This is a genomic window from Burkholderia sp. HI4860 (genome assembly GCF_002223045.2).
In the GTDB taxonomy this organism is placed as follows: domain Bacteria; phylum Pseudomonadota; class Gammaproteobacteria; order Burkholderiales; family Burkholderiaceae; genus Burkholderia.
On sequence record NZ_NKFO02000001.1, the window covers coordinates 705287 to 729177 of the forward strand.

The 23891-nt window shown below is 65.9% G+C and carries 26 protein-coding genes and 1 pseudogene; 13 read left to right on the forward strand and 14 right to left on the reverse strand.

Features of this window, described 5'->3' with window-relative positions:
* The first annotated feature begins 44 nt into the window (after nucleotides 1–44).
* Complete coding sequence (locus CFB34_RS03155; RefSeq protein ID WP_089443596.1) at nucleotides 45–1070, forward strand: fatty acid desaturase; 1026 nt, start codon at nucleotides 45–47, stop codon at nucleotides 1068–1070.
* 184 nt (nucleotides 1071–1254) lie between these two features.
* Nucleotides 1255–2457, forward strand: a complete 1203-nt coding sequence (locus CFB34_RS03160; RefSeq protein ID WP_089443597.1) for a benzoate/H(+) symporter BenE family transporter — start codon at nucleotides 1255–1257, stop codon at nucleotides 2455–2457.
* Nucleotides 2458–2482: 25 nt separating this feature from the next.
* Here CFB34_RS03160 and CFB34_RS03165 read toward each other — a convergent pair whose 3' ends face one another.
* Together CFB34_RS03165 and CFB34_RS03170 are read right to left on the reverse strand one after the other, a co-directional pair.
* Entirely contained in the window at nucleotides 2483–3370 is an 888-nt protein-coding gene (locus CFB34_RS03165; protein WP_089443598.1) for an NAD(P)H-binding protein, read from the reverse strand.
* A gap of 263 nt (nucleotides 3371–3633) precedes the next feature.
* Complete coding sequence (locus tag CFB34_RS03170) at nucleotides 3634–4551, reverse strand: AraC family transcriptional regulator (protein ID WP_089443599.1); 918 nt, start codon at nucleotides 4549–4551, stop codon at nucleotides 3634–3636.
* 194 nt (nucleotides 4552–4745) lie between these two features.
* Here CFB34_RS03170 and CFB34_RS03175 point away from each other — a divergent pair, with 194 nt between their 5' ends.
* The gene (locus CFB34_RS03175; protein ID WP_179243680.1) at nucleotides 4746–4949 is read left to right on the forward strand and encodes a hypothetical protein; all 204 of its coding nucleotides are present in this window, start codon (nucleotides 4746–4748) and stop codon (nucleotides 4947–4949) included.
* A gap of 21 nt (nucleotides 4950–4970) precedes the next feature.
* Here CFB34_RS03175 and CFB34_RS03180 read toward each other — a convergent pair whose 3' ends face one another.
* Nucleotides 4971–5924, reverse strand: a complete 954-nt coding sequence (locus CFB34_RS03180) for a LysR family transcriptional regulator (RefSeq protein WP_046548935.1) — start codon at nucleotides 5922–5924, stop codon at nucleotides 4971–4973.
* Between the two features lie 101 nt (nucleotides 5925–6025).
* Between CFB34_RS03180 and CFB34_RS03185 the strand changes: the two genes are divergently transcribed.
* The 3 genes from CFB34_RS03185 to CFB34_RS03195 all read left to right on the forward strand — a co-directional run bounded on the left by CFB34_RS03185 (nucleotide 6026) and on the right by CFB34_RS03195 (nucleotide 9949).
* The gene (locus tag CFB34_RS03185) at nucleotides 6026–7384 is read left to right on the forward strand and encodes an NAD(P)/FAD-dependent oxidoreductase (RefSeq protein ID WP_089443773.1); all 1359 of its coding nucleotides are present in this window, start codon (nucleotides 6026–6028) and stop codon (nucleotides 7382–7384) included.
* 325 nt (nucleotides 7385–7709) lie between these two features.
* Nucleotides 7710–8144 carry a phosphatase gene (locus CFB34_RS03190; RefSeq protein WP_089443601.1) on the forward strand — a complete coding sequence of 145 codons (435 nt, stop codon included), beginning with the start codon at nucleotides 7710–7712 and terminating at the stop codon, nucleotides 8142–8144.
* A gap of 179 nt (nucleotides 8145–8323) precedes the next feature.
* Nucleotides 8324–9949, forward strand: coding sequence for a histidine-type phosphatase (locus CFB34_RS03195; RefSeq protein ID WP_089443774.1), 1626 nt, complete (start codon nucleotides 8324–8326; stop codon nucleotides 9947–9949).
* An 89-nt stretch (nucleotides 9950–10038) separates the two neighbouring features.
* Here the strand turns inward: CFB34_RS03195 and CFB34_RS03200 are convergent, their stop codons facing one another.
* The 3 genes from CFB34_RS03200 to CFB34_RS03210 form a co-directional block, all read right to left on the reverse strand.
* Nucleotides 10039–10569 carry a YcxB family protein gene (locus tag CFB34_RS03200; RefSeq protein WP_089443602.1) on the reverse strand — a complete coding sequence of 177 codons (531 nt, stop codon included), beginning with the start codon at nucleotides 10567–10569 and terminating at the stop codon, nucleotides 10039–10041.
* A gap of 228 nt (nucleotides 10570–10797) precedes the next feature.
* Nucleotides 10798–11478, reverse strand: coding sequence for an alanyl-tRNA editing protein (locus CFB34_RS03205; RefSeq protein WP_089443603.1), 681 nt, complete (start codon nucleotides 11476–11478; stop codon nucleotides 10798–10800).
* A 36-nt stretch (nucleotides 11479–11514) separates the two neighbouring features.
* Nucleotides 11515–12534, reverse strand: coding sequence for a sterol desaturase family protein (locus CFB34_RS03210; RefSeq protein ID WP_089443775.1), 1020 nt, complete (start codon nucleotides 12532–12534; stop codon nucleotides 11515–11517).
* A 94-nt stretch (nucleotides 12535–12628) separates the two neighbouring features.
* Between CFB34_RS03210 and CFB34_RS03215 the strand changes: the two genes are divergently transcribed.
* Together CFB34_RS03215 and CFB34_RS03220 are read left to right on the forward strand one after the other, a co-directional pair.
* Nucleotides 12629–13675 (forward strand): AraC family transcriptional regulator, encoded by a 1047-nt coding sequence (locus tag CFB34_RS03215; protein ID WP_089431975.1) that lies wholly within the window; start codon nucleotides 12629–12631, stop codon nucleotides 13673–13675.
* A 74-nt stretch (nucleotides 13676–13749) separates the two neighbouring features.
* Nucleotides 13750–14055, forward strand: a complete 306-nt coding sequence (locus CFB34_RS03220) for a hypothetical protein (protein ID WP_089443776.1) — start codon at nucleotides 13750–13752, stop codon at nucleotides 14053–14055.
* A gap of 34 nt (nucleotides 14056–14089) precedes the next feature.
* Here the strand turns inward: CFB34_RS03220 and CFB34_RS03225 are convergent, their stop codons facing one another.
* Nucleotides 14090–14386 carry a hypothetical protein gene (locus tag CFB34_RS03225; protein WP_089443604.1) on the reverse strand — a complete coding sequence of 99 codons (297 nt, stop codon included), beginning with the start codon at nucleotides 14384–14386 and terminating at the stop codon, nucleotides 14090–14092.
* Between the two features lie 488 nt (nucleotides 14387–14874).
* Between CFB34_RS03225 and CFB34_RS03230 the strand changes: the two genes are divergently transcribed.
* A complete protein-coding gene (locus CFB34_RS03230; protein WP_089443605.1) occupies nucleotides 14875–16449 on the forward strand; it encodes an EAL domain-containing protein in 1575 nt (524 codons plus the stop codon).
* 89 nt (nucleotides 16450–16538) lie between these two features.
* On the opposite strand, the gene CFB34_RS03235 is transcribed toward CFB34_RS03230, so the two are convergent.
* The 7 genes and pseudogenes from CFB34_RS03235 to CFB34_RS03265 form a co-directional block, all read right to left on the reverse strand.
* Complete coding sequence (locus CFB34_RS03235) at nucleotides 16539–16850, reverse strand: hypothetical protein (RefSeq protein ID WP_089443606.1); 312 nt, start codon at nucleotides 16848–16850, stop codon at nucleotides 16539–16541.
* Between the two features lie 46 nt (nucleotides 16851–16896).
* On the reverse strand, nucleotides 16897–17103 hold the full coding sequence (locus CFB34_RS03240; RefSeq protein WP_089443607.1) for a hypothetical protein: 207 nt from the start codon (nucleotides 17101–17103) through the stop codon (nucleotides 16897–16899).
* 9 nt (nucleotides 17104–17112) lie between these two features.
* Entirely contained in the window at nucleotides 17113–17325 is a 213-nt protein-coding gene (rpsU, locus tag CFB34_RS03245) for a 30S ribosomal protein S21 (protein ID WP_006754722.1), read from the reverse strand.
* A 33-nt stretch (nucleotides 17326–17358) separates the two neighbouring features.
* Nucleotides 17359–17568: a hypothetical protein gene (locus tag CFB34_RS03250; RefSeq protein WP_089443608.1), complete on the reverse strand. Its 210-nt coding sequence runs from the start codon at nucleotides 17566–17568 to the stop codon at nucleotides 17359–17361.
* A gap of 47 nt (nucleotides 17569–17615) precedes the next feature.
* Complete coding sequence (locus CFB34_RS03255) at nucleotides 17616–17894, reverse strand: hypothetical protein (protein ID WP_089428589.1); 279 nt, start codon at nucleotides 17892–17894, stop codon at nucleotides 17616–17618.
* A gap of 402 nt (nucleotides 17895–18296) precedes the next feature.
* Nucleotides 18297–18452 (reverse strand): hypothetical protein, encoded by a 156-nt coding sequence (locus CFB34_RS03260; protein ID WP_179243679.1) that lies wholly within the window; start codon nucleotides 18450–18452, stop codon nucleotides 18297–18299.
* 188 nt (nucleotides 18453–18640) lie between these two features.
* Nucleotides 18641–18843: pseudogene (locus CFB34_RS03265) on the reverse strand (cold-shock protein).
* Between the two features lie 351 nt (nucleotides 18844–19194).
* Here CFB34_RS03265 and CFB34_RS03270 point away from each other — a divergent pair.
* The 4 genes from CFB34_RS03270 (at nucleotide 19195) to CFB34_RS03285 (ending at nucleotide 23799) form a co-directional block, all read left to right on the forward strand.
* Nucleotides 19195–19491: a hypothetical protein gene (locus tag CFB34_RS03270; RefSeq protein WP_089443609.1), complete on the forward strand. Its 297-nt coding sequence runs from the start codon at nucleotides 19195–19197 to the stop codon at nucleotides 19489–19491.
* Between the two features lie 140 nt (nucleotides 19492–19631).
* Entirely contained in the window at nucleotides 19632–22016 is a 2385-nt protein-coding gene (locus CFB34_RS03275) for a DNA polymerase II (protein WP_089443610.1), read from the forward strand.
* An 87-nt stretch (nucleotides 22017–22103) separates the two neighbouring features.
* Complete coding sequence (locus tag CFB34_RS03280) at nucleotides 22104–23219, forward strand: J domain-containing protein (protein WP_089443611.1); 1116 nt, start codon at nucleotides 22104–22106, stop codon at nucleotides 23217–23219.
* Between the two features lie 256 nt (nucleotides 23220–23475).
* Nucleotides 23476–23799, forward strand: a complete 324-nt coding sequence (locus tag CFB34_RS03285) for a DUF4148 domain-containing protein (RefSeq protein WP_089443612.1) — start codon at nucleotides 23476–23478, stop codon at nucleotides 23797–23799.
* The last annotated feature ends 92 nt before the right edge of the window (nucleotides 23800–23891 follow it).

Here is a 23891-nt window from a genome sequence, read left to right on the forward strand (position 1 = left end):
AACCGCTCGTTCCCCGCACTGCCCGTTCAATCCGCCTCAACGCCATGGCCGAATACTTCGACGTCGACCACGCGCGTGCGATCGCCGCGCTCGACACCCGCTTCACCGCCCGCACCGAGTGGCCCACCTGGCTGCTGGTCGTCGCGATCTACGGCGGCTGGCTCGCCGTGCTGCTGCTCGTGCGCGACGGCACGCTGTCGCTCGCGGCCGCGACGCCGCCGCTGATCCTGCTCGGCGCGTGGCATTTGTCGCTGCAGCACGAGTTGCTGCACGGCCATCCGACGCGCTCCGCCCTCGTGAACAAGCTGCTCGGTTATCCGCCGCTGACGGTCTGGTATCCGTACACGCTGTATCGCGACACGCATCTCGACCATCATCGCGACGAAGACCTGACCGTGCCGGGCGTCGATCCCGAAACGAACTACGTCACGCGCGAGAGCTGGGCGCAGCTGCCGCGCTGGCGCCGCGTGCTGACGGTCGCACGCAAGACCTTCGTCGGACGATTCGTCGCCGGGCCGCCGTTGAGCATCTTTGCCATGTGCATCGATGCATTCGCCGCGTTTCGTCGCGGCGACTTCCGCTATCTGCCGATGTGGGCGACGCATATCGCCTGCGTGGTTGCGCTGCTCGCGTGGCTGCAATGGGCGATCGGCGTGCCGTGGTGGTATTACCTGCTCGTGATCACGTGGCCCGCGTTGTCGATCGCGATGATCCGCTCGCTGTACGAGCACCGTGCCGCACCGCATCCGAAGGCGCGCATCGCGATCAATGAAGCGGGCTTCGCGATGCGGCTGCTGTATCTGAACAACAACTATCACCTCGTCCATCACGACCTGCCGAAGCTGCCGTGGTACGACCTGCCGCGCGCATACCGGATGCGCCGCGACGCGTATGCGCGGAAATGCGGCGGCTTCGTGATTCGTGGCGGATATCGCGAACTGCTCGCGCGCCATGCGTGGACGCCGACCGATACGCCCGTGCATCCGTTCGATCAGGGCACGGCGTCGTTGTCGACGGGGAGCGGTGTGAAGGTGGCGGTGGTCGACAAGGTGCTGCAGATCAGCACGTGACGTGCGGCGGAGCCGACGATTCGTCCGCCCCGCTGCGCATTCCTTACGAAACGCCAACATTCTTGCTCCCACCCACGCATTGCCAATTGCGCCGGCAATGCCCAGAATGACGGCTCGTCCGGGGCTTCCAACAATCATTCGCCCCGGCTCTGCTCCCGGCCGCGCGCCGCACGCCCCCACGACGATGCAACCGAACACCCCGCCCGGCGCAATCCGCGCGATCGGCAACGACTGGTCCGTTTCCGCGATTACCGCGGGTTTTCTCGCGGTACTGATTTCCTACGCGGGCCCGCTCGCGATCTTCTTCCAGGCCGCGCAGGCAGCCCATGCGTCGAATGCGATGGTGTCGTCGTGGGTCTGGGCGATCTCGATCGGTGCCGGCGTCTCGGGCCTGTTCGCGAGCTGGAAGCTGAAGGTGCCGGTCATCACCGCGTGGTCGGCGCCCGGCACCGCGCTGCTCGTCGGCCTGTTTCCGCAACTGACGCTCAACCAGGCCGTCGGCGCGTACATCACCGCTGCGCTGATCATCCTGCTGATCGGCGTGACCGGCTATTTCGACCGGCTCGTGCGCCACATTCCGCGCGGCATCGCGTGCGGAATGATGGCCGGCATCCTGCTGCCGTTCGGCACGCATGCGTTCGCCGCCGCGTCGGAGCAGCCCGCGCTCGCGTTCGGGATGATCGCCGCCTACGTGATCTTCAAGCGCCTGCTGCCGCGTTACAGCATCGTGCTCGCGCTGCTGACGGGCGCCGCGCTCGCGACGCTGCTCGGGATGACGCATCTCGGCAACGTGTCGGCGAGCCTCGCGCACCCGATCTTCATCGCGCCCGAATGGACGCTCGGCACGACGCTCAGCCTCGCGCTGCCGCTCGTGGTCGTCAGCCTCACCGGCCAATTCCTGCCGGGCATGACGATCCTGCGCGTGTCCGGCTATCACACGCCCGCGCGGCCGATCATCACGGCGACCAGCGTGATGTCGCTCGTGGTCGCGTGCTTCGGCGGGATCACGATCGTCGTGGCGGCGATCACGGCCGCGCTGTGCACCGGCAAGGACGCGCACGAGGATCCGGACCGGCGCTACATCGCCGGGCTCGCGAACGGGGCGATCTACCTGATCGGCGGGCTCTTCGCGGGCACGATCGTCACGGTGTTCTTCGCGCTGCCGAAGGCGTTCGTCGCGATCCTCGCGGGGCTCGCGCTGATCGGCGCGATCGGCGCGAACGTGCACGGGATCTTCGATGACGAGAACCACCGCGAGGCGTCGTTGATCACGTTCCTCGCGACTGCGTCGGGCATGACGTGGCTCGGGCTCGGTTCCGCGTTCTGGGGGATCGTGATCGGGTCGATTTCGTATGCGGTACTGAACAAGGTGCGGCGATCGGCGTGATGCGCAATGCGGGTCGCCACCGCTGTTACCGCGCGTGCTGGCGCACCAGTTGCGCGAGCGCATCGGCCAGCGTCGTCGTCCCGTAAAGCCGCTCCGACACGCCCTCCTCGACATCGATCTGCCCCGCGTTGTGCACGTCGTAGAGATCGACGATCAACTGCGCATGGCGTTCGCTGAGGCCCGCCCGCAGCAGCGTCGCATTCCAGGTGTCACGCGGCAACTCATGCGCGACGATCGCCCGGCCAGCCGCCGCACCGAGCGTATCGGCGATCGCGGTCACGCTCACCCGCCGCGGCCCTTCGACGCTGACGATGCGCGGCCCGTTGCCGCCTTCGGGCGCATCGAGCAGCAACCGCGCCGCGACGACGCCCACATCGGGCGCCCAGACCGTCGGGAACACCTTGCCGACCGGATGGTGAAAGCTCGGCAGCACGCCGGTGCCGAGCGCGACCGGCAGGATGCGCGTCCAGTTCTGCAGATGCTCGGCCGAACGCAGCAGCGTCACGTGCGCCGGGATCGCCCGCAGCCGCTCCTCGAAGTGATGAAACAGCCGCGTGATGCCCGTATTGCCGTCTCGTTCCGCGCCATAGTCCGACAACGCGAGCAGCACCGGCGGCGGGTTGGCGGCGAGCGCGGCGGTCGCGACGTCGATCGTCCGTGTCATCGTCGCGGCCGGATCGGGGTCGGCGACGGGCACCGGGCACAGGATCTGCACGGCCCGCGCGCCGTCGATTGCCGATGCGACCGCGCTTGCGTCCGTCAGCTCGGCGATCACGACGTCGCAGCCGAGCTGCACGAAACGTTCACGATGGCGTGCGTCGCGCAATACCGCGCGCACGGGATGACCGGCGTTGCGTAGGGCCGTCACGGTCGACTGGCCGACGTTGCCGGATGCACCGAAGATCACGAACACGATTCGCTCCTGACAGGATGAAGGTGCGGTGATTGTCGGTTTGCGCGGAGGGAACGGCGCGCACGGAGGGATGAAACCAGCAGGAAAGGATGACGGATTGACTGGTGGCTGTCATGCGGGCCGTCCGCTGCCTCGCCTTCGGCTGCGAATCGTACGGTCTGCCTCTAGCCGAGGGCGCGGGCGAAAACAGTCCAGGAGCCTGTTGGAGAACCGCCCCGGGAGCCGACGCGACACCTCATATCCACCGCCGCGCCATCGCTCCGCTACGCATCACGCCCGCCACCTTCGCCGTCATACGCGAGCCGCAGCCCGCCCGTTGCCCCCGACCGCGCAATCTCGGTCGGCGTCGCCCCCAGCACGCGATTCATCCAGTTCGCCATGTGGCTCTGATGCGCAAACCCGGCTTCGAGCGCGATCTGGCTGATGCTGAGCCGGCCTTCGAGCAGCAACGCCTTCGCGCGCTCGACCCGGCGCCGCACGACGTACTGGTGCACCGGCATCCCGAGCGTCTCGCGGAACAGCACCTTGAAATGCGGCACGCTGATCGACACGAGCGCCGCGAGTTCGGCCAGCGTCATGCGCCGCTCCAGGTTCGCTTCGACGTAGTCGATCACGCGCGCGGCCGCCTTCGGCGCGAGCGTGCGGCGGCGCTCGCGGAACGCCGGCTGGCCGTCGACCAGCCGCGCGACGAGCGCCGTGCACAGGCTTTCCGCATAGAGCGGATCCGACGCGTCTTCCGCTTCGAGTTCGGCGGCCATCGCCCATGCGATGTGCTGCAGGCGCGGGTCACGCACCTGCAGCCGGCGGCGAATCTGCCCCTGCGACGGCTTCAGTTCGAGCTGCTCGACGGTTCGCCGCACGAATGTGTCGCTGAGCGCGATATGGAGGATCTGGCAGTCGGCGCTGTCGGTCCACTGGCCGGGCAGGCCGGCCGGAATCACGTCGACGTCGCCATGCGCCTGGATGCGCGACACGCGCTCGCCGTCGCACACGCAATCCGCGCGAACGGGCGACCCGATATGCACGCCGATCCGGTGATGGTCGGCCGCCGGAATCCGGTAGGTGCCCGCGCGGATGGCCAGCAGCGACGCGCCGAAGCCCTGCCAGCCGAGCCCGCGGCTCGAGCGCAGGCTGACCGGGACGCCGTTGTCCGTCGGCGCCGCGAGAATCGCATCGCTCATGGCCTTCCTCCAGTGGATCGGGATGTCGAACGCGCATTGTGACGCGTTTTCGGGCGGTCTGCCGGGCCTGCCGGCGGCCCGCCCAGGTCGAGCAAAAAAAGATCATCCGTTCCTGCTCAGGGCCATCCTTGCGTGTGCGTCGGCGGGCGCCGCACCGCTTACGATGGCCCCATCCGACACCTACGGAGACCGTCATGCCCCATCAGTGCCTTGCGCCGCGCGCCGCGTTCACCGCGCGCTCGCCTTCCGCCGCCAATCGCCCTTCATCCGGCCCCCGCAACGACCGCACCGCCTTCGCCACCGTCACCGCCTGGTGCCTGCGCATCGTCGGTTGGTATCGGCTCGAACGACTGCTCGCATCGATCCCCGACAGCAACGACGACTTCGGGCTCGTCTGACCGGCCGGCCGACGCATCCGCCTACTTGCGCCGCCGCTCGTGCGGCGCCACCGTCGCGCCGTCGATCACCGGCGCGCCCTGCTTGATCAGGAAATCGCGGAACAGCCCCGTGACCTGCGAGATCCGCCGGTCGGCGAGCGTCACCACATACCATTCGCGCTCGATCGGGTTGCCGGGGAACGGCAGTTGCCCGAGCAGCCCGGTGCGCAGTTCGAGTGCACACGCGTGCAGCGACAGGAACGCCACGCCGAGCCCCGCTTCGGCCATCTGCTTGATCGCCTCGTTGCTCGACAGTTCGGAGCCCACATGGAACCGGTAACCCGCGTTCTTGAACAGGCTCTCGACCGTCGAGCGCGTACCCGCACCGCGTTCGCGCACGAGCAGGTGCGCGGATTCGAGATCCTTCAGCGCGACGCGCTTGCGCTGCATCAGCGGATGGCCGGGCGCCGCGACGAACACCATCGGATGCTTCGCGAACTCGACCGCATGCGTGCGCAGTTCCTTCGGCGCGCTGCCCATCACCGCGAGATCGATTTCATGCGTGGCGAGCATGCGGATGATGTCGTCGCGATTGCCCACCTTGAAATACGTCTTCACATGCGGACGCGTCGCGGTGAATTTCACGAGCAGCGGCGGAATCAGGTACTCGGCCGTCGTGATCGCGCCGATCCGCAGCGTGCCGCCGAGATCGCCCGTCAGCGCGGCCACTTCGTCGCCGGCCTCGCTCCACAGATGCAGGATCTCGCGCGCATAGCGCGACACGATCTCGCCGGCCGCAGTCAGCTGCACGCCGCGCCCCACCCGCTGCAGCAACGCGGCGCCCACCGCCTCCTCGAGCAGGCGCACCTGCAGCGACACCGCCGGCTGCGTCAGGTTCAGTTCCTCGGCCGCCCGCGACACGCTGCCGAGCCGCGCAATCATGTCCAGCGCCTTCAGCTGCCGGAACGTCGCGGTCTTTCCTATAAGTGAATACATATGAGTCGCTTATAAACATTAAATTGTTCGAGTAGGTTCGAAACTATATCGTCGGTTCTTGAGCAATGTCATCCGAATCGTCATTCAAGCGGGAGCACTACATGGACAACACCACGCCCAACCTTGCAACGGACCGCGCCCCGCGCCTGCCGCGCATCGTGATCGTCGGCGGCGGCGCCGGCGGCCTGCACCTCGCCACGCGTCTCGGCGATACGGTCGGACGCCGTGGGCAAGCCGAAGTCGTGCTCGTCGACCGCTATCCGACGCATTTCTGGAAGCCGCTGCTGCACGAAGCCGCATCGGGCCATCGCGACCCGGCCTCACACACGATCGAATACGCGGCGCAAGCGAAGCGCCACGGCTTCCGCTTCGTGCAGGGCGCGCTGCAACAAGTCGACCGTGCGGCACGCACCGCGACGATCGCGGCCGTCCAGGACGCGGACGGCACGGAAATCCTGCCGCAGCGCGAGCTCGGCTATGACGATCTCGTGCTCGCCGTCGGCAGCGTGACGAATTTCTTCAACGTGCCGGGCGCGGAGCGCCACGCGCTGCCGCTCGAAAACCTCGACCAGGCCGAGGATTTCCGCCGGAAGTTCCTCGCGGCCTGCACGAAGGCGAATCATCTGGCCGAGCAGCAGCCCGCGCGGCGTGCGGCGCCGATCTGCATCAACGTGATCGGTGCGGGCGCGACGGGCGTCGAGCTGGCAGCGGCATTGCGGGATGCGATCCAGCAGCTGACGACGTACCGCTTCAAGGCGCTGGTGTCCGCGCGCGACGTGCACATCCGGCTGATCGAAGGCGGCCCGCGCATCCTGCCGGCGCTCGACGAGCGGATTTCCGGCAAGATGCACGCGCAGCTTCGTGCGCTGAACGTCGACGTGCTGACCGATACCCGCGTGGCGGAAGTCGGCGCGGATGCCGTGACGACCTCGACCGGCGAACGGCTCGCGAGCGACATCACGATCTGGGCGGCCGGCGTGGCGGGCCCTGCGTTCCTGCGGCAGATCGGCGACATCGCGCTCAATCGCTCGAACCAGGTGATCGTGACCGACACGCTGCAGACGCCGGACGACCCGCACGTGTATGCGTTCGGCGACTGCGCCGCGTGCCCGACGTCCGGCGCGAACGGCTTCCTGCCGCCGCGTGCGCAGGTCGCTTATCAGCAGGCCGTGTACCTGGTCAACGCGTTCGCGCGGCGTGTCGCCGGCAAGCCGGTGGCGGGCTTCACGTTCCGCGATGCGGGCACCGTGGTGTCACTCGGGCATGCAGGCGCCGTGTACCAGGCGGACATCAGCGTGCGTTCGCGCTCGCTGATCGTCGACGGGCTCGCCGCGATCGGGCTGTACAAGTTCCTGTATCGCAAGCACCTGTTCAGCGTGGTCGGCATGAAGCGTGCGCTGTTCCAGTCGTTGAGCCACTGGCTGCAAAGCCGCAACCAGCCGTCGATCAAGCTGCACTGATCACGTCGATTCACACGCGGCATCACAAGACGGCATATCGGGCGTGCATCGCTCGATATGCCGTTTTTTCATTTGCACTTGCACGGTGCATTCATTGCGTGCGCGAATCGGGTGCATCACATCGAAGGCCGTCGATACGAGGCGATTCGCGCGAAACAGGCCGCGCGGCACGCATCCCGCGCCCACATTGGCGCGCCGCCCATTCATTAGTTGAATCGTATGGGTCGGTTATAAATATTAATTGGTCGCGATTTCCGGATCGACGCTAAGGTGTGTGGCATTCCCGTCGGCGAACGGATCATCACGTCTCTGAAGAGGAATCACCGTGGTTATCGAAGCCATCGTCACCCGTCTCGACGCAGCATTCGCGCAAATCGAAGCAACACCGGATTCGCATGAATCGCGCCATCAACGCGACGCGATCATCCAGTGGCTCGACCGGGCATCGGAAGAAGGATATCGACTCGGTCTCGTCACGACGCTGCCGGCCGCACGGCTCAGCGACATGTTCGAAGGCCAGTTCGGCCGCGCGAACCTCGACCGCTTCTCGGTCGTCGTCACGGACGCCAATCAGCAGGACTCCCGATCAAGTCAGAACCCGTTCGACGTCGCGCTGCAGGCACTCGGCGTGCCGCCCGAACGCGCGGTGGCCATCGCGAGCAGCGAACCCGAGCGCCGCGAAGCCGAGCATTTCGGCCTGTCGCGCTGCGTGAACATCACCGACACCGTGCGCTCGATCGCATCGGCCGGGCTGCACTGAACGCCGCCACACCGGCCGGCGGTGGCCGGCCATGTACCACGCGGCGGCAATCCGACGATTGCCCGACTCAATCCTGACATTCTGCTGTCAAAGTCGCTTGCAACACTTCCGGGCTTGACCGATCACTCCCGGAGACGGGACGACGCGAACCTGCATCGTCCCGCCCGTTGCCCGCCACGATGACACGCCCGATCCGCACCGCCACCGCCCTCGCGATTACCTGCCTGCTGCTCGCTGCCTGCGGCGGGGATGACTCGACACCACCCGCGGCCGCGGCCGACAACAGCGGTTCGACGCCCGCACCGCAACCGCAACCGCAGCCTCAGCCCAAGCCGACACCCGCGACTTACTACCAGACGAAGACGCCGTACCGTCCGCAGCAGGACGCCGCGACGTACGAAGCGCCGCCCGCCGGCTACGCGCCCGTCTACACCGAACTCGTCGCGCGGCACGGCTCGCGTGGATTGTCGGGCTTCAAGTACGACGGCGCGATCTACGCGATGCTGGTCAAGGCAGAGGCCGACGGCGCACTGACCGCGCTCGGCGCGCAGCTCAAGGCCGACACGGTCGCGATGATGAAGGCCAATGCGCTGCTCGGCTATGGCGTGGCGGGCATCTCGACACCGGGGTACGGCAACCTCACGCAAACCGGTATCCGCGAACACCAGCAACTCGCCGCGCGCCTCGCGCAGCGGCTGCCCGCCTTGTTCGCGGCCGGCAACCGGCAGGTCGTCGTCGTCAACTCGGGCCAGGATCGCGCGGTCGACAGCTCGACGTATTTCTCCGCGTCGCTCGTGGCCGCGCAGCCGGCGTTGGCCACCGCGATCACGCTGCCCGCCGCGCCGTCCGGCTACCCCGCGAACGCGCCGGTCGCGCAGCCGGCCGGCACCAACCGCTTCCTGCTGTATTTCCACGCGCTGAAGCCGGCCACCGATCTCGTGACCGATACGGGCAATCCGTACTACGCGACCTACCAGGCGAGCCAGGCATACCAGGCCTATGCGAACGACGCGACGGTGGCCGCGAAGCTCAACGCGATCAAGGCCGCGCCGCAGGCGGCCGACGTCGCGCACACGGTGCTGTCCGCGCTCTTGTCGCAGGCCTTCATCGCGAAGCTCGGCACCGACGGCTACACGTTCGCGAACACGGGCACCTATGCATTCACGTCGGCGGACGGCAAGTTCACCAACACGCTGAAGGGCGACGGCAAGACGAAGATCGCGACGCCCGTCGATGCAGTGAACGTGCTGTACAACCTGCTGCAGGTCGCGCCCGCGATGACGGCGGAAACCGGCGGCGTCACGATGGAGAAGTACATCGGCGCGGAGCAGGCGCAGTATCTCGCGTATCTGCAGGATGCCGAGGACTACTACCAGAAGGGGCCCGGCATCCAGGAAGCGAACCCCGTCACGTACCGGATGGCGAAGGTGCTGCAGGACGATTTCTTCGGCGAAGTCGATGCAATCGCGCGCAGCGACCTGACCCGTGCCGCGAAGCTGCGCTTCACGCACGCGGAAATCGTGATTCCGTTCGCGTCGATCATGAACCTGAAGAACGTGTTCGTGCCGACGCCGCAGACGCAGACGTACACGTACACGAACAATCCGTGGCGCGGCGATCAGGTGTCGCCGATGGCCGCGAACATGCAGTGGGATGTCTATCGCAACGGCTCGCGGCTCATCGTGAAGATGCTGTACAACGAGCGCGAAACGGATTTCCAGGCCGCGTGCGACGGCGCGAAGATCGCGCCGGGCAGCCACTTCTATGACTACGCGGGGTTGAAGCAGTGTTACGGGTATCAGTGAGGTGACGCGGAATACGCCTCCTGCGACGAACCCGTTCGAAGCCCGGACGACGCAATGCGTCCGGGTTTCAGCGTGCGCTCACCGGCCTGCTAGATCTTCCGGACGCCGTTCTGCAGCAGCGTTTGGTGCAGGATGGCCACCTGCGGCTCCGCCAGCACCCGCTTCGGTATGAAGCGAAACATCAGCACCGACTGATAAAGCAGGATCGCATCACGATCTTCGCTCCAGTGAATGAGATCCGCAAAGCGAAATTCCTCGTGCGACGTCGGGGATTCGACGATGAAACCGTCACTTCGCCAGATGACCTTGTGCGGCTGGTGGAGTGTTTTCTGCTGGCTGTAGATCTTGTGAGCGACACGGCGCAGCATCAAATGGTTGAGCAGCGGCACGCCGATCGTAACCACCGCCGCGATTCCCACTATCCACCAGACATTGCGCCATTCCAGCCAGGCGCCGGTTACCACCCGGAAGCCACCGAAAAAAAGGACGATGTATGCGATCACCAAGATCGCGAATGTCTTGAGCAGATATTTCCAGTTGTATCTGCGCCAGAGATTCAGACGGTAAGCGTGGACCACGTCTTCCACGTTCAATTGAAATACGATTTCGGTATCGCTCATGCGCGGGCTCGGAATGTTCGCTGTTTTTATGCTTGCGCGGGATGTTTCACCGCGAGCGCCGCGATCCGGACAGTCGGCGAGGCGTCGGAGGGTGACCTGCAAACGAAGCCATGCGAAATCGCCGGCCATTCGATGCATGGACCGTCAATATACATGCGCGGAACAAAGGCTTCGTCGAATCACGTATCGGCGACGGCATTCCACCTTTCGGGCGGGCCCTCCCGAGCATCACGCAACCCGCTCGCCCCGATGCCCGCCAGTCATCTCCGGCTCGACCAGCATCACCTCGATCCGCTCCTTGCCCTTCCCGGTATTCCTGCGCTTGAGCGTCAGCATGCCGACCTCGCCGGTCGACGCCGGATGCGTGCCGCCGCACGCCATCGTCGCAAAGCCGTCGACCGTCCAGAACCGCCGTTGCGCGTCGACATCGCTGAAATCGGTCACGATGCGCAGGTCGCGCTTCGCCAGGTCGGCCGCGGCCGATTCGATCTCGGGAAACAGCGGCGCCACGCTCGTGTCGCTCGCAAAGTCGATGCGCGCCTTGTCCGGCCCGATATGCGCGCCGATGCGCTCGATGCCGGGCCTGAGCCGATAGACCAGCTGCAGCACCATTTCGGCCGCGAAGTGCAGACGCATCAGCCGGTAGCGCCGCGCCCAGTCGATGCGCCAGGTCACGCGATCGCCGACGCTCAGCGCATGCTCGTGCGGCAGCGTATAGACGATGTCGAGGCCCTGCTTGTCGGCCTGGATGACCGGATAGCCGCCGAGCGACCCCGCATCGCTTTCCTGGCCGCCCGAAAACGCAAAGAAGATGGTGGCGTCCACCCGCACGCGGTCGCCGTCGACGTGGCTGACGACGGTATCCAGCGTCGTCCGGTAGGGATCGTCCCAGAATACTTTCTTCGTCATTGCCCGCCGCGCCGTTCGCCGAGGAAAGCACGCAGGTTAGCCGGATCGCGTACCGGTGGCTTGTACGATCTTGCGCCCAGGCGCCGACGCATCCTCATCGGGCATCGCACCCGAGGTTGTCGCCGTCTCCTCCTCACCCTTGCGCTCGACACTCCACGTATGGATCGGCCGATGCCCCGGCCGCTCCCATTCGGGCGGCATCCACAGGTGTTTCAGCCGCTGCAGGACGGGCCCGGGTGCGAACACGTCGCGCCACATGTCGACGAATTCGTGCAGGTTCAACACCAGGAAGTTGTACGAACGAATCTGCTGCGTGATCCCGTAGTCGACCGGCTCCGTCTCCTCGACATACGTACCGAACAGGCGATCGAAGATGATCAGCACGCCGCCGTAGTTCCGGTCGATATAGCGCGGATTACGGCCATGATGCGCACGATGGTTCGACGGCGTATCGAACACGTACTCGAACCAGCGCGGCAGCCGCCCGATCGCTTCGGTATGCACGAAGTACTGGTACGCGAGATCGACCGCGAGCAGGAACAGCACGACGGCCGGCGGGATGCCGAGCCACACCGGCGGCAGGTAGAACACGAACACGCCGACGAACGCGTTCAGCAGCGACTGCCGCATCGCGGTCGTGAAGTTCATCACTTCGCCGCTGTGATGCGGCACGTGCGCGGCCCAGAACCAGCGCACGCGATGCGACGTGCGATGAAACCAGTAGTAGCAGAATTCCACGACGACGAAGATCGGCACGATCGTGAAGCCGTTCACCGGCACGTCGAACAGCCGGTGCCGATAGACCCACGCGAAGATCGCGCCCGTGAACAGGAGCCCCATCACGGTCTCGGCCACCTGATAGCCGGCGCCGAGCGACAGGTTCGCGACGATCTCCTTCCAGCGAAACGGCTCGCGGCGGCCGCGCCCGGTCATCACCGCGTATTCGATCGCGAACGCGATCAGGAAGACCGGCGTCATGCCGATCAGCAGCACCTGCTTCCAGTCCACGTCGTTACCCAGGAACGCATGGAGCCACGTCATCAACTCGGTCGGCATGTTCGCGGCCTCGATCAAGAACTGACCGGCAGTATGGTCGCGCGCGGGTCGTCCCGCGTTGACACTTGCCGACGATTACTTGACACTTTCCGCCATGCCCGCCGCCTCCCCGTTATCGACGCAGCGCGTCTACTACTCGAGCACCTACGTGCGGCTGCTGTTCGACTATCTGTCCGAGCAAGGCAAGGATGCCGCGCGCGTGCTCGGCGAGGCGCGGCCGCCCGAGGACGATCGCGGGCTCACGCTGTATGCGAGCGCTCACTGGCGGCGCCTGCTCGAATGCGCGGTGCGCGCGCTCGACGATCCGCTGCTCGGCCTGCACGTCGGCCAGCGAATCACGCCCGCCCATCTCGGTGCGCTCGGCTATGCGCTGCATGCGTGCCGCGATGCCGGCGCCGCACTCGCGCGCTGGCAGCAATACGAACACCTGATCGCGAACGTCGCGCGCATGGAGGTGCGGGTCGAGGCGACGTCGGTCGCGATCGAATGGCACGACGCGCCCGAGCCGCTCGGCCCGCTCGTCGACGAAGTGGCGCTGACGGCCATCGTCCAGTTCGCACGCAACATCACCGGCACGCATCACGGGCCCGACGAAGTCTGCTTCGTGCATCCGTCGCCCGGCGACGAACAACCGTACATCGACTATTTCGGCTGCCCGGTGCGGTTCGGCCAGCCGGTGAACCGCCTCGCGTTCCCGCTGCACCTGCTCATGCAGCCGCTGCGCCAGCCGGACGACGCGCTGCTGCAGATGATGGAACGCCAGGCGAGCGCGCTGCTTGCCGAGCTGCGGCAGACGGACGATCTCGAGCAGTCGGTGCGTGAAGCCGTCGCGCGCCTGCTGACACAGGGCGAAGCGAGCCTCGAACAGATCGCCGCGGATCTGCATGTGTCGTCGCGCACGCTGCATCGACGGCTTGCCGAACTCGGGCTCAACTTCCGGATACTGCGCGAGGACACGCGGCGGCGGCTCGCGATCGACCACCTGAACGATCCGCGGCTGACGCTCGCGGAAGTCGCCTGGTTGCTCGGCTATTCGGAACACAGCGCCTTTACGCGCGCCTTCCGGCGCTGGACCGGCGAATCGCCGCAGCAGTGGCGCAGCCGGCAACCGGCACGGGCCGCGAACGTCGCGCGAGGCTGAGCGCGGCGCGCAAGCGTGCCACCGACGAACTCGCGTCCGCCCGCGCGGTCGAACGAGCATCGCCGGAGAATCCCATGAAACGCGCTGCCCCTGTTGCTCTTCTGACCCTGCTGGCCGCCGTCAGCTTGCCGGCCGCCGCCGGTGGGCCGGCCGGTAGCGCCGAGCCTGCTCCCGTTCAAGTGCACGCAAAAAACTGCGTACCGTCCCGCGACGCCACGCCAGACGCGCGCGCGTCGTCAAAAGCGCCGCCGATCCGCGTTTGTGTCAGCGATGCCAACACGCAACTGAACCTGCCGTGGTTCCTGACCGATGTGCTCACCGCAGTGGATACGCACCAGTCGGGCGGTGACCTGCTGCGCAAGATGCGCAACGATTTCTGAACACGGCCCGCGCGACGCGCCGGCGCCGTATCGTTCACTCCTCTGCGGACGCCTGCAGCACCTGCACGAACGTACCGACCATGCCGGCCCACATCGCGGGGTCGGCAATGCTGCGCAGCAGCGCGAGCAATTCCTTTCGTTCACCTTTCGAAAGCGGGCCATGTTCACCGCTGATGGTGTTGTAGCGCGGCGTGCCGCGCGCAGCGAGCGAGCGGTTGAGCGAGTAGTTGCTGGCGTTCCCGTTCACGGCAATCCGGATCCACAGCGAACCGCCGTCGGCGGCGGCTGCGCCATCGGTCACGATGACCGTGCGCGCGGTATTTTCTTGCATCCCGAAGCTCCGGCGAGACGTGCGACCGTATCGCGCTGCGACCGATCGCAGGCCGTCGGCAGGTCGACGAAGACAGCATCCCGAAAGAATGTTTCCTTTCCAGACGCAATGACAAAACTACACCAATAGTTGAATAACAATATTTCGTAATCTCTCATCACATCTTATACTTGCCGCGCACCATCCTCGTGCCAAAGAGACGGTGCTTTTTCGTCCCGGCCGCAAGACCATGCGGTCGGGTTTTTTTCGGTGTGCTACGTCTATCTACATGTGCTGCAGGCACATGTTTTCTCAAGGCAAGTCACCGGAATGATTGGCCGATTGCGCCGGGTCTGCCGCAGATGCCCGTCGCGACCGTCGCATCGATCGCATTGCGATACCGGCACGCACCGCGCATGACCCGAACCCGGCATGACGCATGCGCCGGGGGTGTATCGACCGGTTCGACTCGCCTCTCCATACACACAACACCCAAGGCGACCGCGGGAATGTCAGCGTTCACGCCAGGCTCGAAGGCCGTTTTCCAGCGCAGCGGCGCATGGCCGCGGGTCGCCTTTTTCGCCGCCGTAATCGTTTGCGTGCTCGTGCCGGCATTCGCGATCGCGCTTGCCGACCGCTACGCGCGCGACGCCGTCACCGAGCATGAGCGCGTCATCGCGAACGACATCGTGGCCTCGGTGGACCGCATCCTGGACGGCGCGCGCCTGCGGCATGTGGACGAACTGACCGCGCTCGTCGGGCGGCCATGCCCGGCGGTGTTCCGGACGCTCGCCGAGATAGGCACGCGCCTGCGCTATCTGCGCGCCGTCGCGCTGGTGCACGAGGGCCGCGTCATGTGCTCGTCGGCGCTGGGGGCGATCGACCTGCCGCTCGGCGCGTATACCCACGAGCCGGAACCGGGCTCGACGCTCGTCACGCTGCTGCGCCAGACGCCGTTCCAGCAAGGCATCCCGGTGCTGCCCGTGTTTTACGCGACCGCACCCGGCGCGGGTGTGCTCTACCTGATCGAAGGCGACTACGTGGCCGACGCGCTCGCGCACGGCGCCCGCTACGGGACGGAAACCGCGACGCTGTCGATTGCGGGTTCGGGCCATCTCGACCAACACGGGAAATTCACGCCGGAATCGGCCACGGAACCCGTGGTTGGCAGCACGATCGTGTCGCCCCGCTGGCCGTTCACGGTGCGGGTTGCCGCATCCGCGCAGTATGCATCTCAGGTCCGGCAGCACTATCGGCTGATCGGCATCACGATCGTGCTGCTGGCGGACGGCCTCGTGATGGCGGCCTACCTGCTCGCGATGGCGCCGCGCCGGCTGTTGCTGAAGGCCGTGCGCAACGCGCTCAGGCGCGACGAGCTCCACGTCGTGTACCAGCCGATCGTCGATGTCGAGACGCGCAGGACCGTCGGCGTCGAGGCGCTGTTGCGCTGGCAGCACCCCAAGTGGGGGGCCATCAGCCCGGCCGTGTTCATCCCGCAAGTCGAATCGAGCGCGGTGCTGCCGAAAGTGACCGAATTCGTGCTGCGGACAGCCGTGGCGGAACTGTCCGCGCTGACGCCTTGCGCGCCGCTGCGGATCGCCGTCAACATCGCGCCGAAGGATCTCGAGCGCACGCGGTTCGTGTCCGTCGTCGAGGAGGCGATCCGCGCGCTGCCGCCCGGCTTTACGCTCGTGCTCGAAGTCACCGAGCGCATCCTGCTCGAGAAGAATGCGCGGACCACCGCGATGTTCCATGCGCTGCGAGCGAAAGGCGCGAAGTTCGCGATCGACGATTTCGGCACACACCACAGCAATCTCGACTTGCTGTCACGTTTTCCGTTCGACTATGTGAAGATCGATCGCCAGTTCGTCTCGCAACTGAACGGCGGCAGCGCGGGGTTGATCGAGGGGATCGCGTCCGTGGCGCATCACTACGACCTGAAGATCATCGCGGAAGGCGTGGAAACGGAAGCGCAGCATCGCGCGCTGCATACAGTCGGGATTCAGTATGCGCAGGGGTATCTGTATCAGCGGCCGCAGCGGGTGGAGCATTTGAAGCAGGAGTTTGCGTGGGTGCCGGTGTAGCGGCGTGGCCGCCTGCACGATCCCGCATGACTGACGCCGGCTCGACGCCGACCGGCACCCGCGTGCCGCCCGTGCGAGCGCGACCACGCTCAGACATGCTCCCGAAGGTAGCGGATGCACTTCATCCGCAAACTCGACCGGTCTGCCAGCGCATCCTGTGGCGCGCCCGTCTCCGGCGACTCAGCGTCGACCGGGCGGGCCGCCTTCGCGATCTGAAGCGAAGCATGGCCTATCCAGACCCGATCGCGCCAATCGCATTTGGCACGGTGGATAACCAGCCAGCCTTGCAGCGATTCGACGAGTTGAAACGACGACAGCCACTCGTGCGTCTTCCGTTGCGTCACGAGTTGCAATACAACGAGGAAATAGAGCAGATCGACGTACTTCGTCGTGACACGCATGGTTCGCCCTTGGGTTGTCGATGCTCGCGAGCGTGTCGTCGTCAGCTCATCCCTGGACGCTGAGCGCCTTCTCCAGCGCGGCAATCAACTTGAACGCATCGTCGCGTCCGATCAGAAAACCGCGGCTGGTGTACTCGCATCCGAACGCATAGAAGCTCGGCAGCAGCGTCACCATGTCCTTCTGCCGATCGAGATCGACCTGGCATTTGGTCAGCGGGAAAAACAGGGGCGCCTCGGCCGGCATGGTGTACATGATGCCCTCCTAGTACATTTTGCGCGGCGGCAACATGCGCTTCGCGCGCAAGCGCTGCCTGGCAACGGCGCTCGCCTTTTTCCGCTTGCGTTCCGTCGTGGGCTTTTCATAGCCCGTGCGACTGCGCAACTCCCGAATCAGCCCGGTTTTCTCGATATCGCGCCGAAATCGTCGCAGCGCGACATCGATCGGTTCGTTGACCTTCAGCGTAACGGTCGTCATGGTGTTCCTGTTTTCGAATGGTTGAACGGCGCACTAGCCGAGTCGTGTCATGACGGCACTCGCGATCTCGTCGGACTCGAACTCCGAATATCCGGCTCCGATCGACAACGCGCGTACCGCCACGAACATTTGCAGTTCCTGCTGATGGCACCGCGCTGAATCGCCGATTCCGGTGGGCAGGATGGCATCGGTCCTGATGACCTCATGCCGCCTGATCAGGCCGAGCAGTTCATCGATGATCATTTCGTCCTCCGAATTGACAACACATCGCGTTGCCTTGGCGGTTTGCCTCAAGGCGTGCCGGAAAAGAAGCCTTGCTTGTCGCGATTGTCGTCGATGATGTTTTCCGCGTAGCGCAGCGAAGCACGACGTGCATCGCCGGCACTGCCGAACGGGGCGTTGTCCCGCAACCTGAAGGTCTGGCTGTGCGTCAGCGTATCGCCGCGCAGGCAAATCTTGACTGCCGCATCGAAACCGGCATCGTAGTTGTGCGGGCTGCCATCCAGCGCCGGCGCGTGAGGGTAAATCAGTGGATAGATCTCGAATCCACGGTAAATATGCATGCTCATGACAAGCTCCTGCGTCCGGCCGCGACGAATCGCACGGGCGAACAGGGCCGGCCAGTATCCCCGTTGCGGGGCGGGCCAGTGAGGTGAAAGGGACAACGTTGCAGCGCGGAGGTGGGGCGATGCAGCAAACGGGTGGAGGGAGGAGCGAGCGACCGGCTTACCAGGGTCGATCGGATGAACCCATCATACGCGCATCGTTTGCCGAGCGCCCAACTTATTCTGGATGACGCACAACGACGCGCGGACGCGCCGCAGGTGCACGGTGTCGGGTTGCGGGGTGTCGCCCGGAGCGCGTTGCCTTGTACCGACGAAGCCGGTCACGATCGGGCCCGCGTCGCCAGAATCGCTCTCCTGGCGAAGCAGCCGGTGGCCGCCTCTTGACTGGCGGAATGATCCGGATCGCTATTGCGGGGCCGGCGTGCGCTTCTTCGGACGCGATTGCGTATCCAGGGCCGGCTTCGGCGGCACCCAGTTCAGTGCCGTGCCGAGCTTGGGCAGCACCACGGCCGGCTTGACGCGCGGCGGCGCCTTGTTGCTACGTAACTGACTTCGGGTCATGCGATTCTCCTGCTGCGCGGTGTGCACGATCCGATGAGCGCTGCTCGTCCGATCGTGTACACGCTGCGAAAGCGGTTGGCGCACCGGTGTGCACGCGGGCTCGACATCCCGATGCGCAGCGGCGGCACATAGCGCAAGAAGCGGCGATTGCGCACCGCTCCGTGAACGAGGCGGACGGCTCAGGGCGATTACAGCGGCGTGATGTTCGATGCCTGCAGGCCTTTGGGCCGTTCTTCGTTTCGTAGCTGACTTTCTGGCCTTCGGCGAGGGTCTTGAAGCCGTCGCCGCGAATCTCGGAGAAGTGCGCGAACAGATCATCGCCGCCCTTGTCGGGCGTGATGAAGCCGAAGCCCTTGCCATCGTTGAACCACTTGACGGTACCGGTATCCATGTTAGATATCCTGAAGATGAACGTGCGTAGCGCACCCTGACGGGTTCGGGAAAAGAATCAAGGAGGGGGAGGACAACGAATACCGCAGGCTACGGTCGATGAGGAGCAGCAATCGCGCTTCTTGAATACTTCACCGACCGACAGTACGTGTCATCACAGAGCGTGTCAAGCGCTTTCGGTGGACGGGCGGACTGCGCCGTTGCCGTCCGAGCGTCACTGTTCGACGCTTCGACGGGAGGCGCATTCGTCGACCATGGCCATCTCGGCGACGACATCAGAGGGTGGCCAGCAAACACAGTTGATGCTCTGTCTCGGTTCCATTGCCGCACCGCGACGTCCGGAGTGCTTTCGATGCCCACCGCTCTGCTGCTACGCACAACCCATTCACACCTGTACCCCGGCAGCATCGTGACGCTCGACCACGACGCGCCGCGCTCCGGGAAACCGCACCCGGCCGTGGTCGAGTTCGCCGATGGATCAGGCGCGGCCGCGACGCTCGTTCGCATCGATGGCGAAGCGCTCGAACTCGCCATCGACGCATACGTAACGCAAAAACGGCACGCGGTAGCGGCGCGACGCTGGTTGCTCAAACCGTCCGGTACAGCGCGCACCGAATGGCGCGTCGCACAACGGCTCGCCGTTGCCTGATTCCACGCGGGACAACAGGCACTCACCGAATGCATTCCGGGGGCGAGCGAGACGCGCACAATGTCGTGGCTGCCATTCCGGCAAGCCCCCCGCCCAAGCGCTAAAATCCGCCGCCTGGGCATCCACGACGAGCAAGCGTTTTGACGGCGTTCGAGCAGGGTTTCATCCTTACCCGCCACTGGCGGGACACCGCATCCGGCATCGAGATCGAGTTCTGGCTGGCAACCGAACACGGTCCGCGCCGCGTACGGTTGCGCCCGCAGGAAGCCGTCGCGTTCATCCCGGCCGAACAGCAGGCGCTCGCCGAACGCGCGCTGGCCGGCGAGCGCGAGGCCGAGTTGCGCCCGCTCGCGCTGCGCGACTTCCGGCAACGCCCGGTCGTCGGCCTCTATTGCAAGCGCTATCGCCATCTGTCCGGGCTGCAGAAGCGTCTCGCGGCAGCCGGCGTCGACGTCTACGAAGCGGACGTACAGCCGCCCGACCGCTACGCGATGGAGCGCTTCATCACGGCGTGCGTGCAGTTTCGCGGGCAACCCGGCCCCGACGGCACGCTGGCCGGCGCCGAGCTGAAAACCGCCGACGGCTATCGCCCGGCGCTGCGCTGCGTGTCGCTCGACATCGAAACCAGCGTGCACGGCGAGCTGTACTCGATCGCGCTCGAAGGCTGCGGGCAACGCCAGGTCTACATGCTCGGCCCGCCGAACGGCGGCGACGGTGACGCAGCAAACGCCATCGACTTCCGCCTCGACTACTGCGACAACCGGCCCGCGATGCTCGCGCGGCTCAACGAATGGTTCGACGAACACGATCCCGATGCGGTGATCGGCTGGAACCTCGTGCAGTTCGACCTGCGCATCCTGCATGCCCATTCGGAGCAATACGGCATCCCGCTGAAGCTCGGCCGCGGCGGCAGCGTGCTCGACTGGCGCGCGCACGGCCAGCAGCCCGACCACTTCTTCGCGGGCGCGGCCGGCCGGCTGATCCTCGACGGCATCGACATGCTGAAATCCGCGACGTGGACGTTCCCGTCGTTCAGCCTCGAATACGTGTCGCAGGCGCTGCTCGGCGAAGGCAAGTCGATCGACAACCCGTACCAGCGGATGGACGAGATCCAGCGCCGCTTCGATCACGACAAGCCGGCGCTCGCGCGCTACAACCTGAAGGACTGCGAGCTCGTCACGCGCATCTTCGACAAGGCCGACCTGCTGTCCTTCGCGCTCGAACGCGCGAGCGTGACGGGCCTCGCGGCCGATCGCACCGGCGGGTCGGTGGCGGCCTTCACGCATCTGTACCTGCCGCGCATGCACCGGCTCGGCTATGTCGCGCCGAACCTCGGCGACGTGACGGGGCAGAACAGCCCCGGCGGCTTCGTGATGGATTCGCGCCCCGGGCTGTACGACTCGGTGCTCGTGTTCGACTACAAGAGCCTCTATCCGTCGATCATCCGCACGTTCCTGATCGATCCGGTCGGGCTGATCGAAGGGCTCGCGCATCCCGGCGACGACGCGTCGGTGCCCGGCTTTCTCGGCGCACGTTTCTCGCGTACCGCGCACTGCCTGCCCGATATCGTGCGCCGCGTGTGGGAAGGCCGCGACGACGCGAAGCGGCAGCGCAACGCGCCGCTGTCGCAGGCGCTGAAGATCATCATGAATTCGTTCTACGGCGTGCTCGGCTCGACGGGCTGCCGCTTCTTCGACCCGCGCCTCGCGTCGTCGATCACGATGCGCGGGCACGAAATCATGCACCGCACGCGCGAGCTGATCGAAGCGCAGGGGTACGAAGTGATCTATGGAGACACCGATTCGACGTTCGTGTGGCTCGGCCGCGCGCACGACGACGACGAAGCCGGCACCAAGGGCCGTGCACTCGTCGAGCACGTGAACCGCTGGTGGCAAACGCACCTGCGCGAAACCTTCGGGCTCGAGAGCGCGCTGGAGCTGCAATACGAGCGGCACTACCGCCGCTTCCTGATGCCGACCGTGCGCGGCGCGGAAGAAGGCAGCAAGAAGCGCTACGCGGGGCTCGCGGCAGCGGCCGACGGCGGCGAGGACCTCGTCTTCAAGGGGCTCGAAACGGTGCGCACCGACTGGACGCCGCTCGCGCAGCAGTTCCAGCGCGAGTTGTACCGGCGCGTGTTCAGCCGCGAGCCGTACCAGGATTTCATCCGCGACACCGTGCGGCGCACGCTGGCCGGCGAATTCGACGACCAGCTCGTCTACCGCAAGCGCGTGCGCCGGCCGCTGCGCGAGTACGAGCGCAACGTGCCGCCGCACGTGCGCGCGGCGCGGATCGCCGACGCGTTCAACCAGGAACAGGGCCGGCCGCTGCAGTATCAGCGCGGTGGCTGGATCAGCTACGTGATGACGACGGCCGGCCCCGAGCCGCTCGAAACGATGCGCTCGCCGATCGACTATGCGTTCTACCTGAGCCGCCAGTTGCAGCCGGTGGCCGACGCAATCCTGCCGTTCCTGCGCGACGACTTCGAGCGCGTGATCTCCGGGCAGGGGCAGTTGTTCCTCGAGTAGCCGCGCCAGATCGGGCAAGCGAGACACGTCGGGCCGGTTAAAATACCGCGCTGCTGCGCGTCCTGCCGCAGCCGAAGGAGATTCATCATGACCGCACGTCGCGGAACAGCGGTCGCCATCGCGCCCGGCCACGAGGCAGCCAGCCTGTCGAACGCCCAGAAAGCATTCAATACGCTCGTCCAGCAGATCGAGAAGCGGCGCGAGCGGCTCGGCGCGTGGGAAGCGGCGATGCCGGCCTTCCAGAAGAAATTCGTCGACGAGCTGTTGCCGCTCGAACAGACCTCCACCGCACTGCGAATCCGGTTGCTCAATCAGCTCGACGACGCGTATCTGCAGAAGGGCTTGAGCAAGGCCGAGCAGCACACCCTGTCCGGGATGATCGCCAGCATGGCGCGCGACTTGCTCGACTTCAGCGACGACGCGCAGTTGAAGGCCATCCACGCCCGGCACAGCGCCGCCGATCACGGCAGCAACGCAGCAACCGAGCCGGAGCCGGAACCGAAGTCGGAATCGACGCCTGGCGTGACGAAGGAAGACGATCTCGACGCACTGTCGCCCGAGGAGCTCATGGCGCGCATGCAGGCCGAACTGGATGCGCAGTTCGAACGGGACATGGCCCAGCACGCGGCCCGCGAGGCACAGCGCGCCAAGCGCAAGAAAGCGCCCCGCCAATCGGCTGCGCTGGCGAAGCGCGAAGCCGAGCAGGCGGAAGCGAGCCGGTCGATCCGCGAGGTCTACCGGAAGCTGGCGAGCGCGCTGCACCCCGATCGCGAAACCGATTCCCGGGAACAGGAACGCAAGACCGTGCTGATGCAGCGGGTCAACCACGCTTACGCGAACGGCAAGCTCCTGCAACTGCTGGAGCTGCAACTGGAGATCGAGCAGATCGACCGGCACGCGATCAACGGCCTGGGCGAAGACCGGCTCGCGCGCTACAACGGCATCCTGGAAGATCAGCTGCGCGAGCTGGACCAGGAGATCCAGGACGTCGAGACCGGATTCCGGCGGACGTACGGGATCGCGCCGTCGGTCAAGATCGCGCCCGATACCATCATGCGCATGCTCGCGCGCGACATCGCCGGCACGCAACGCAGCATCCACGACCTGAACCTGACGCTGCGCGAGTTCGACGATCCGGCGAACGTCAAGGAATGGCTGAAGGACATGAAGCGCCAGCGGGCCTTCCCGCGTTTCGACGACTAGCCGTGCCGGGCAGGCATCGCGTGCATAGCCGGTCTGACGGAACGGTTGCGTGCCCCGCATCGATCGGCATTCCACGCGAATCAGCCCCCCCAAAACCGGGCACCAAGGACGCCATCCGTCACTCACTCTCACGGATTCGGAAACACAGTTGGACCGGAATCGGCATTTATCCGGCCGATCCGGGTTCCTAAACTTGTCTCGTCAGTTCAGCCAGCCACCATCGCGCCGAACCGCAACGAAACCGTCTGAGGAAACCGTGAAATCCATCATCGTCACCATCGCCACCGTCGCCGCTACCGCCACCACCCTTCTCGCCGCACCGGCCGTGTCGTACGCACAGTCGTCGCACTCGACGCTCACGCGTGCGCAGGTGCGCCAGGAATTGTTCGACCTCGAATCGGTCGGCTACGAGCCGATCGCCGCTGATGGCGACAACTATCCGGGTGACATCGTCGCCGCGCAGGAACGCCTGGCCGCCAAGCGGCTGGCCGAGCGCAAGAGCGCCGAAGCGGCCTACGGGTCGAACGGCGCGCCCGGCACGGACTCGGGCGCGCCGGCGGTTGCGGTGGTGAAGCCCTAACGCCCAGACGCCGCTCCGCACGGCCACGCATCGACGCAGGCGAGCGGCCACGACACCCGGCCGCCGCACTGCGCCGGGCTCGCCCGCTCGGG

What these genes read in the sequence shown, in the direction of transcription:
- CFB34_RS03155 (WP_089443596.1), top strand. Translation starts at nt 45, where the DNA reads ATGGCCGAATACTTCGACGTCGACCACGCGCGTGCGATCGCCGCGCTC.
- CFB34_RS03160 (WP_089443597.1), top strand. Translation starts at nt 1,255, where the DNA reads ATGCAACCGAACACCCCGCCCGGCGCAATCCGCGCGATCGGCAACGAC.
- CFB34_RS03170 (WP_089443599.1), bottom strand. Translation starts at nt 4,551, where the DNA reads ATGAGCGATGCGATTCTCGCGGCGCCGACGGACAACGGCGTCCCGGTC.
- CFB34_RS03175 (WP_179243680.1), top strand. Translation starts at nt 4,746, where the DNA reads ATGCCCCATCAGTGCCTTGCGCCGCGCGCCGCGTTCACCGCGCGCTCG.
- CFB34_RS03180 (WP_046548935.1), bottom strand. Translation starts at nt 5,924, where the DNA reads ATGTATTCACTTATAGGAAAGACCGCGACGTTCCGGCAGCTGAAGGCG.
- CFB34_RS03185 (WP_089443773.1), top strand. Translation starts at nt 6,026, where the DNA reads ATGGACAACACCACGCCCAACCTTGCAACGGACCGCGCCCCGCGCCTG.
- CFB34_RS03195 (WP_089443774.1), top strand. Translation starts at nt 8,324, where the DNA reads ATGACACGCCCGATCCGCACCGCCACCGCCCTCGCGATTACCTGCCTG.
- CFB34_RS03200 (WP_089443602.1), bottom strand. Translation starts at nt 10,569, where the DNA reads ATGAGCGATACCGAAATCGTATTTCAATTGAACGTGGAAGACGTGGTC.
- CFB34_RS03205 (WP_089443603.1), bottom strand. Translation starts at nt 11,478, where the DNA reads ATGACGAAGAAAGTATTCTGGGACGATCCCTACCGGACGACGCTGGAT.
- CFB34_RS03210 (WP_089443775.1), bottom strand. Translation starts at nt 12,534, where the DNA reads ATGCCGACCGAGTTGATGACGTGGCTCCATGCGTTCCTGGGTAACGAC.
- CFB34_RS03215 (WP_089431975.1), top strand. Translation starts at nt 12,629, where the DNA reads ATGCCCGCCGCCTCCCCGTTATCGACGCAGCGCGTCTACTACTCGAGC.
- CFB34_RS03220 (WP_089443776.1), top strand. Translation starts at nt 13,750, where the DNA reads ATGAAACGCGCTGCCCCTGTTGCTCTTCTGACCCTGCTGGCCGCCGTC.
- CFB34_RS03225 (WP_089443604.1), bottom strand. Translation starts at nt 14,386, where the DNA reads ATGCAAGAAAATACCGCGCGCACGGTCATCGTGACCGATGGCGCAGCC.
- CFB34_RS03230 (WP_089443605.1), top strand. Translation starts at nt 14,875, where the DNA reads ATGTCAGCGTTCACGCCAGGCTCGAAGGCCGTTTTCCAGCGCAGCGGC.
- CFB34_RS03235 (WP_089443606.1), bottom strand. Translation starts at nt 16,850, where the DNA reads ATGCGTGTCACGACGAAGTACGTCGATCTGCTCTATTTCCTCGTTGTA.
- CFB34_RS03240 (WP_089443607.1), bottom strand. Translation starts at nt 17,103, where the DNA reads ATGTACACCATGCCGGCCGAGGCGCCCCTGTTTTTCCCGCTGACCAAA.
- rpsU (WP_006754722.1), bottom strand. Translation starts at nt 17,325, where the DNA reads ATGACGACCGTTACGCTGAAGGTCAACGAACCGATCGATGTCGCGCTG.
- CFB34_RS03250 (WP_089443608.1), bottom strand. Translation starts at nt 17,568, where the DNA reads ATGATCATCGATGAACTGCTCGGCCTGATCAGGCGGCATGAGGTCATC.
- CFB34_RS03255 (WP_089428589.1), bottom strand. Translation starts at nt 17,894, where the DNA reads ATGAGCATGCATATTTACCGTGGATTCGAGATCTATCCACTGATTTAC.
- CFB34_RS03260 (WP_179243679.1), bottom strand. Translation starts at nt 18,452, where the DNA reads ATGACCCGAAGTCAGTTACGTAGCAACAAGGCGCCGCCGCGCGTCAAG.
- CFB34_RS03270 (WP_089443609.1), top strand. Translation starts at nt 19,195, where the DNA reads ATGCCCACCGCTCTGCTGCTACGCACAACCCATTCACACCTGTACCCC.
- CFB34_RS03280 (WP_089443611.1), top strand. Translation starts at nt 22,104, where the DNA reads ATGACCGCACGTCGCGGAACAGCGGTCGCCATCGCGCCCGGCCACGAG.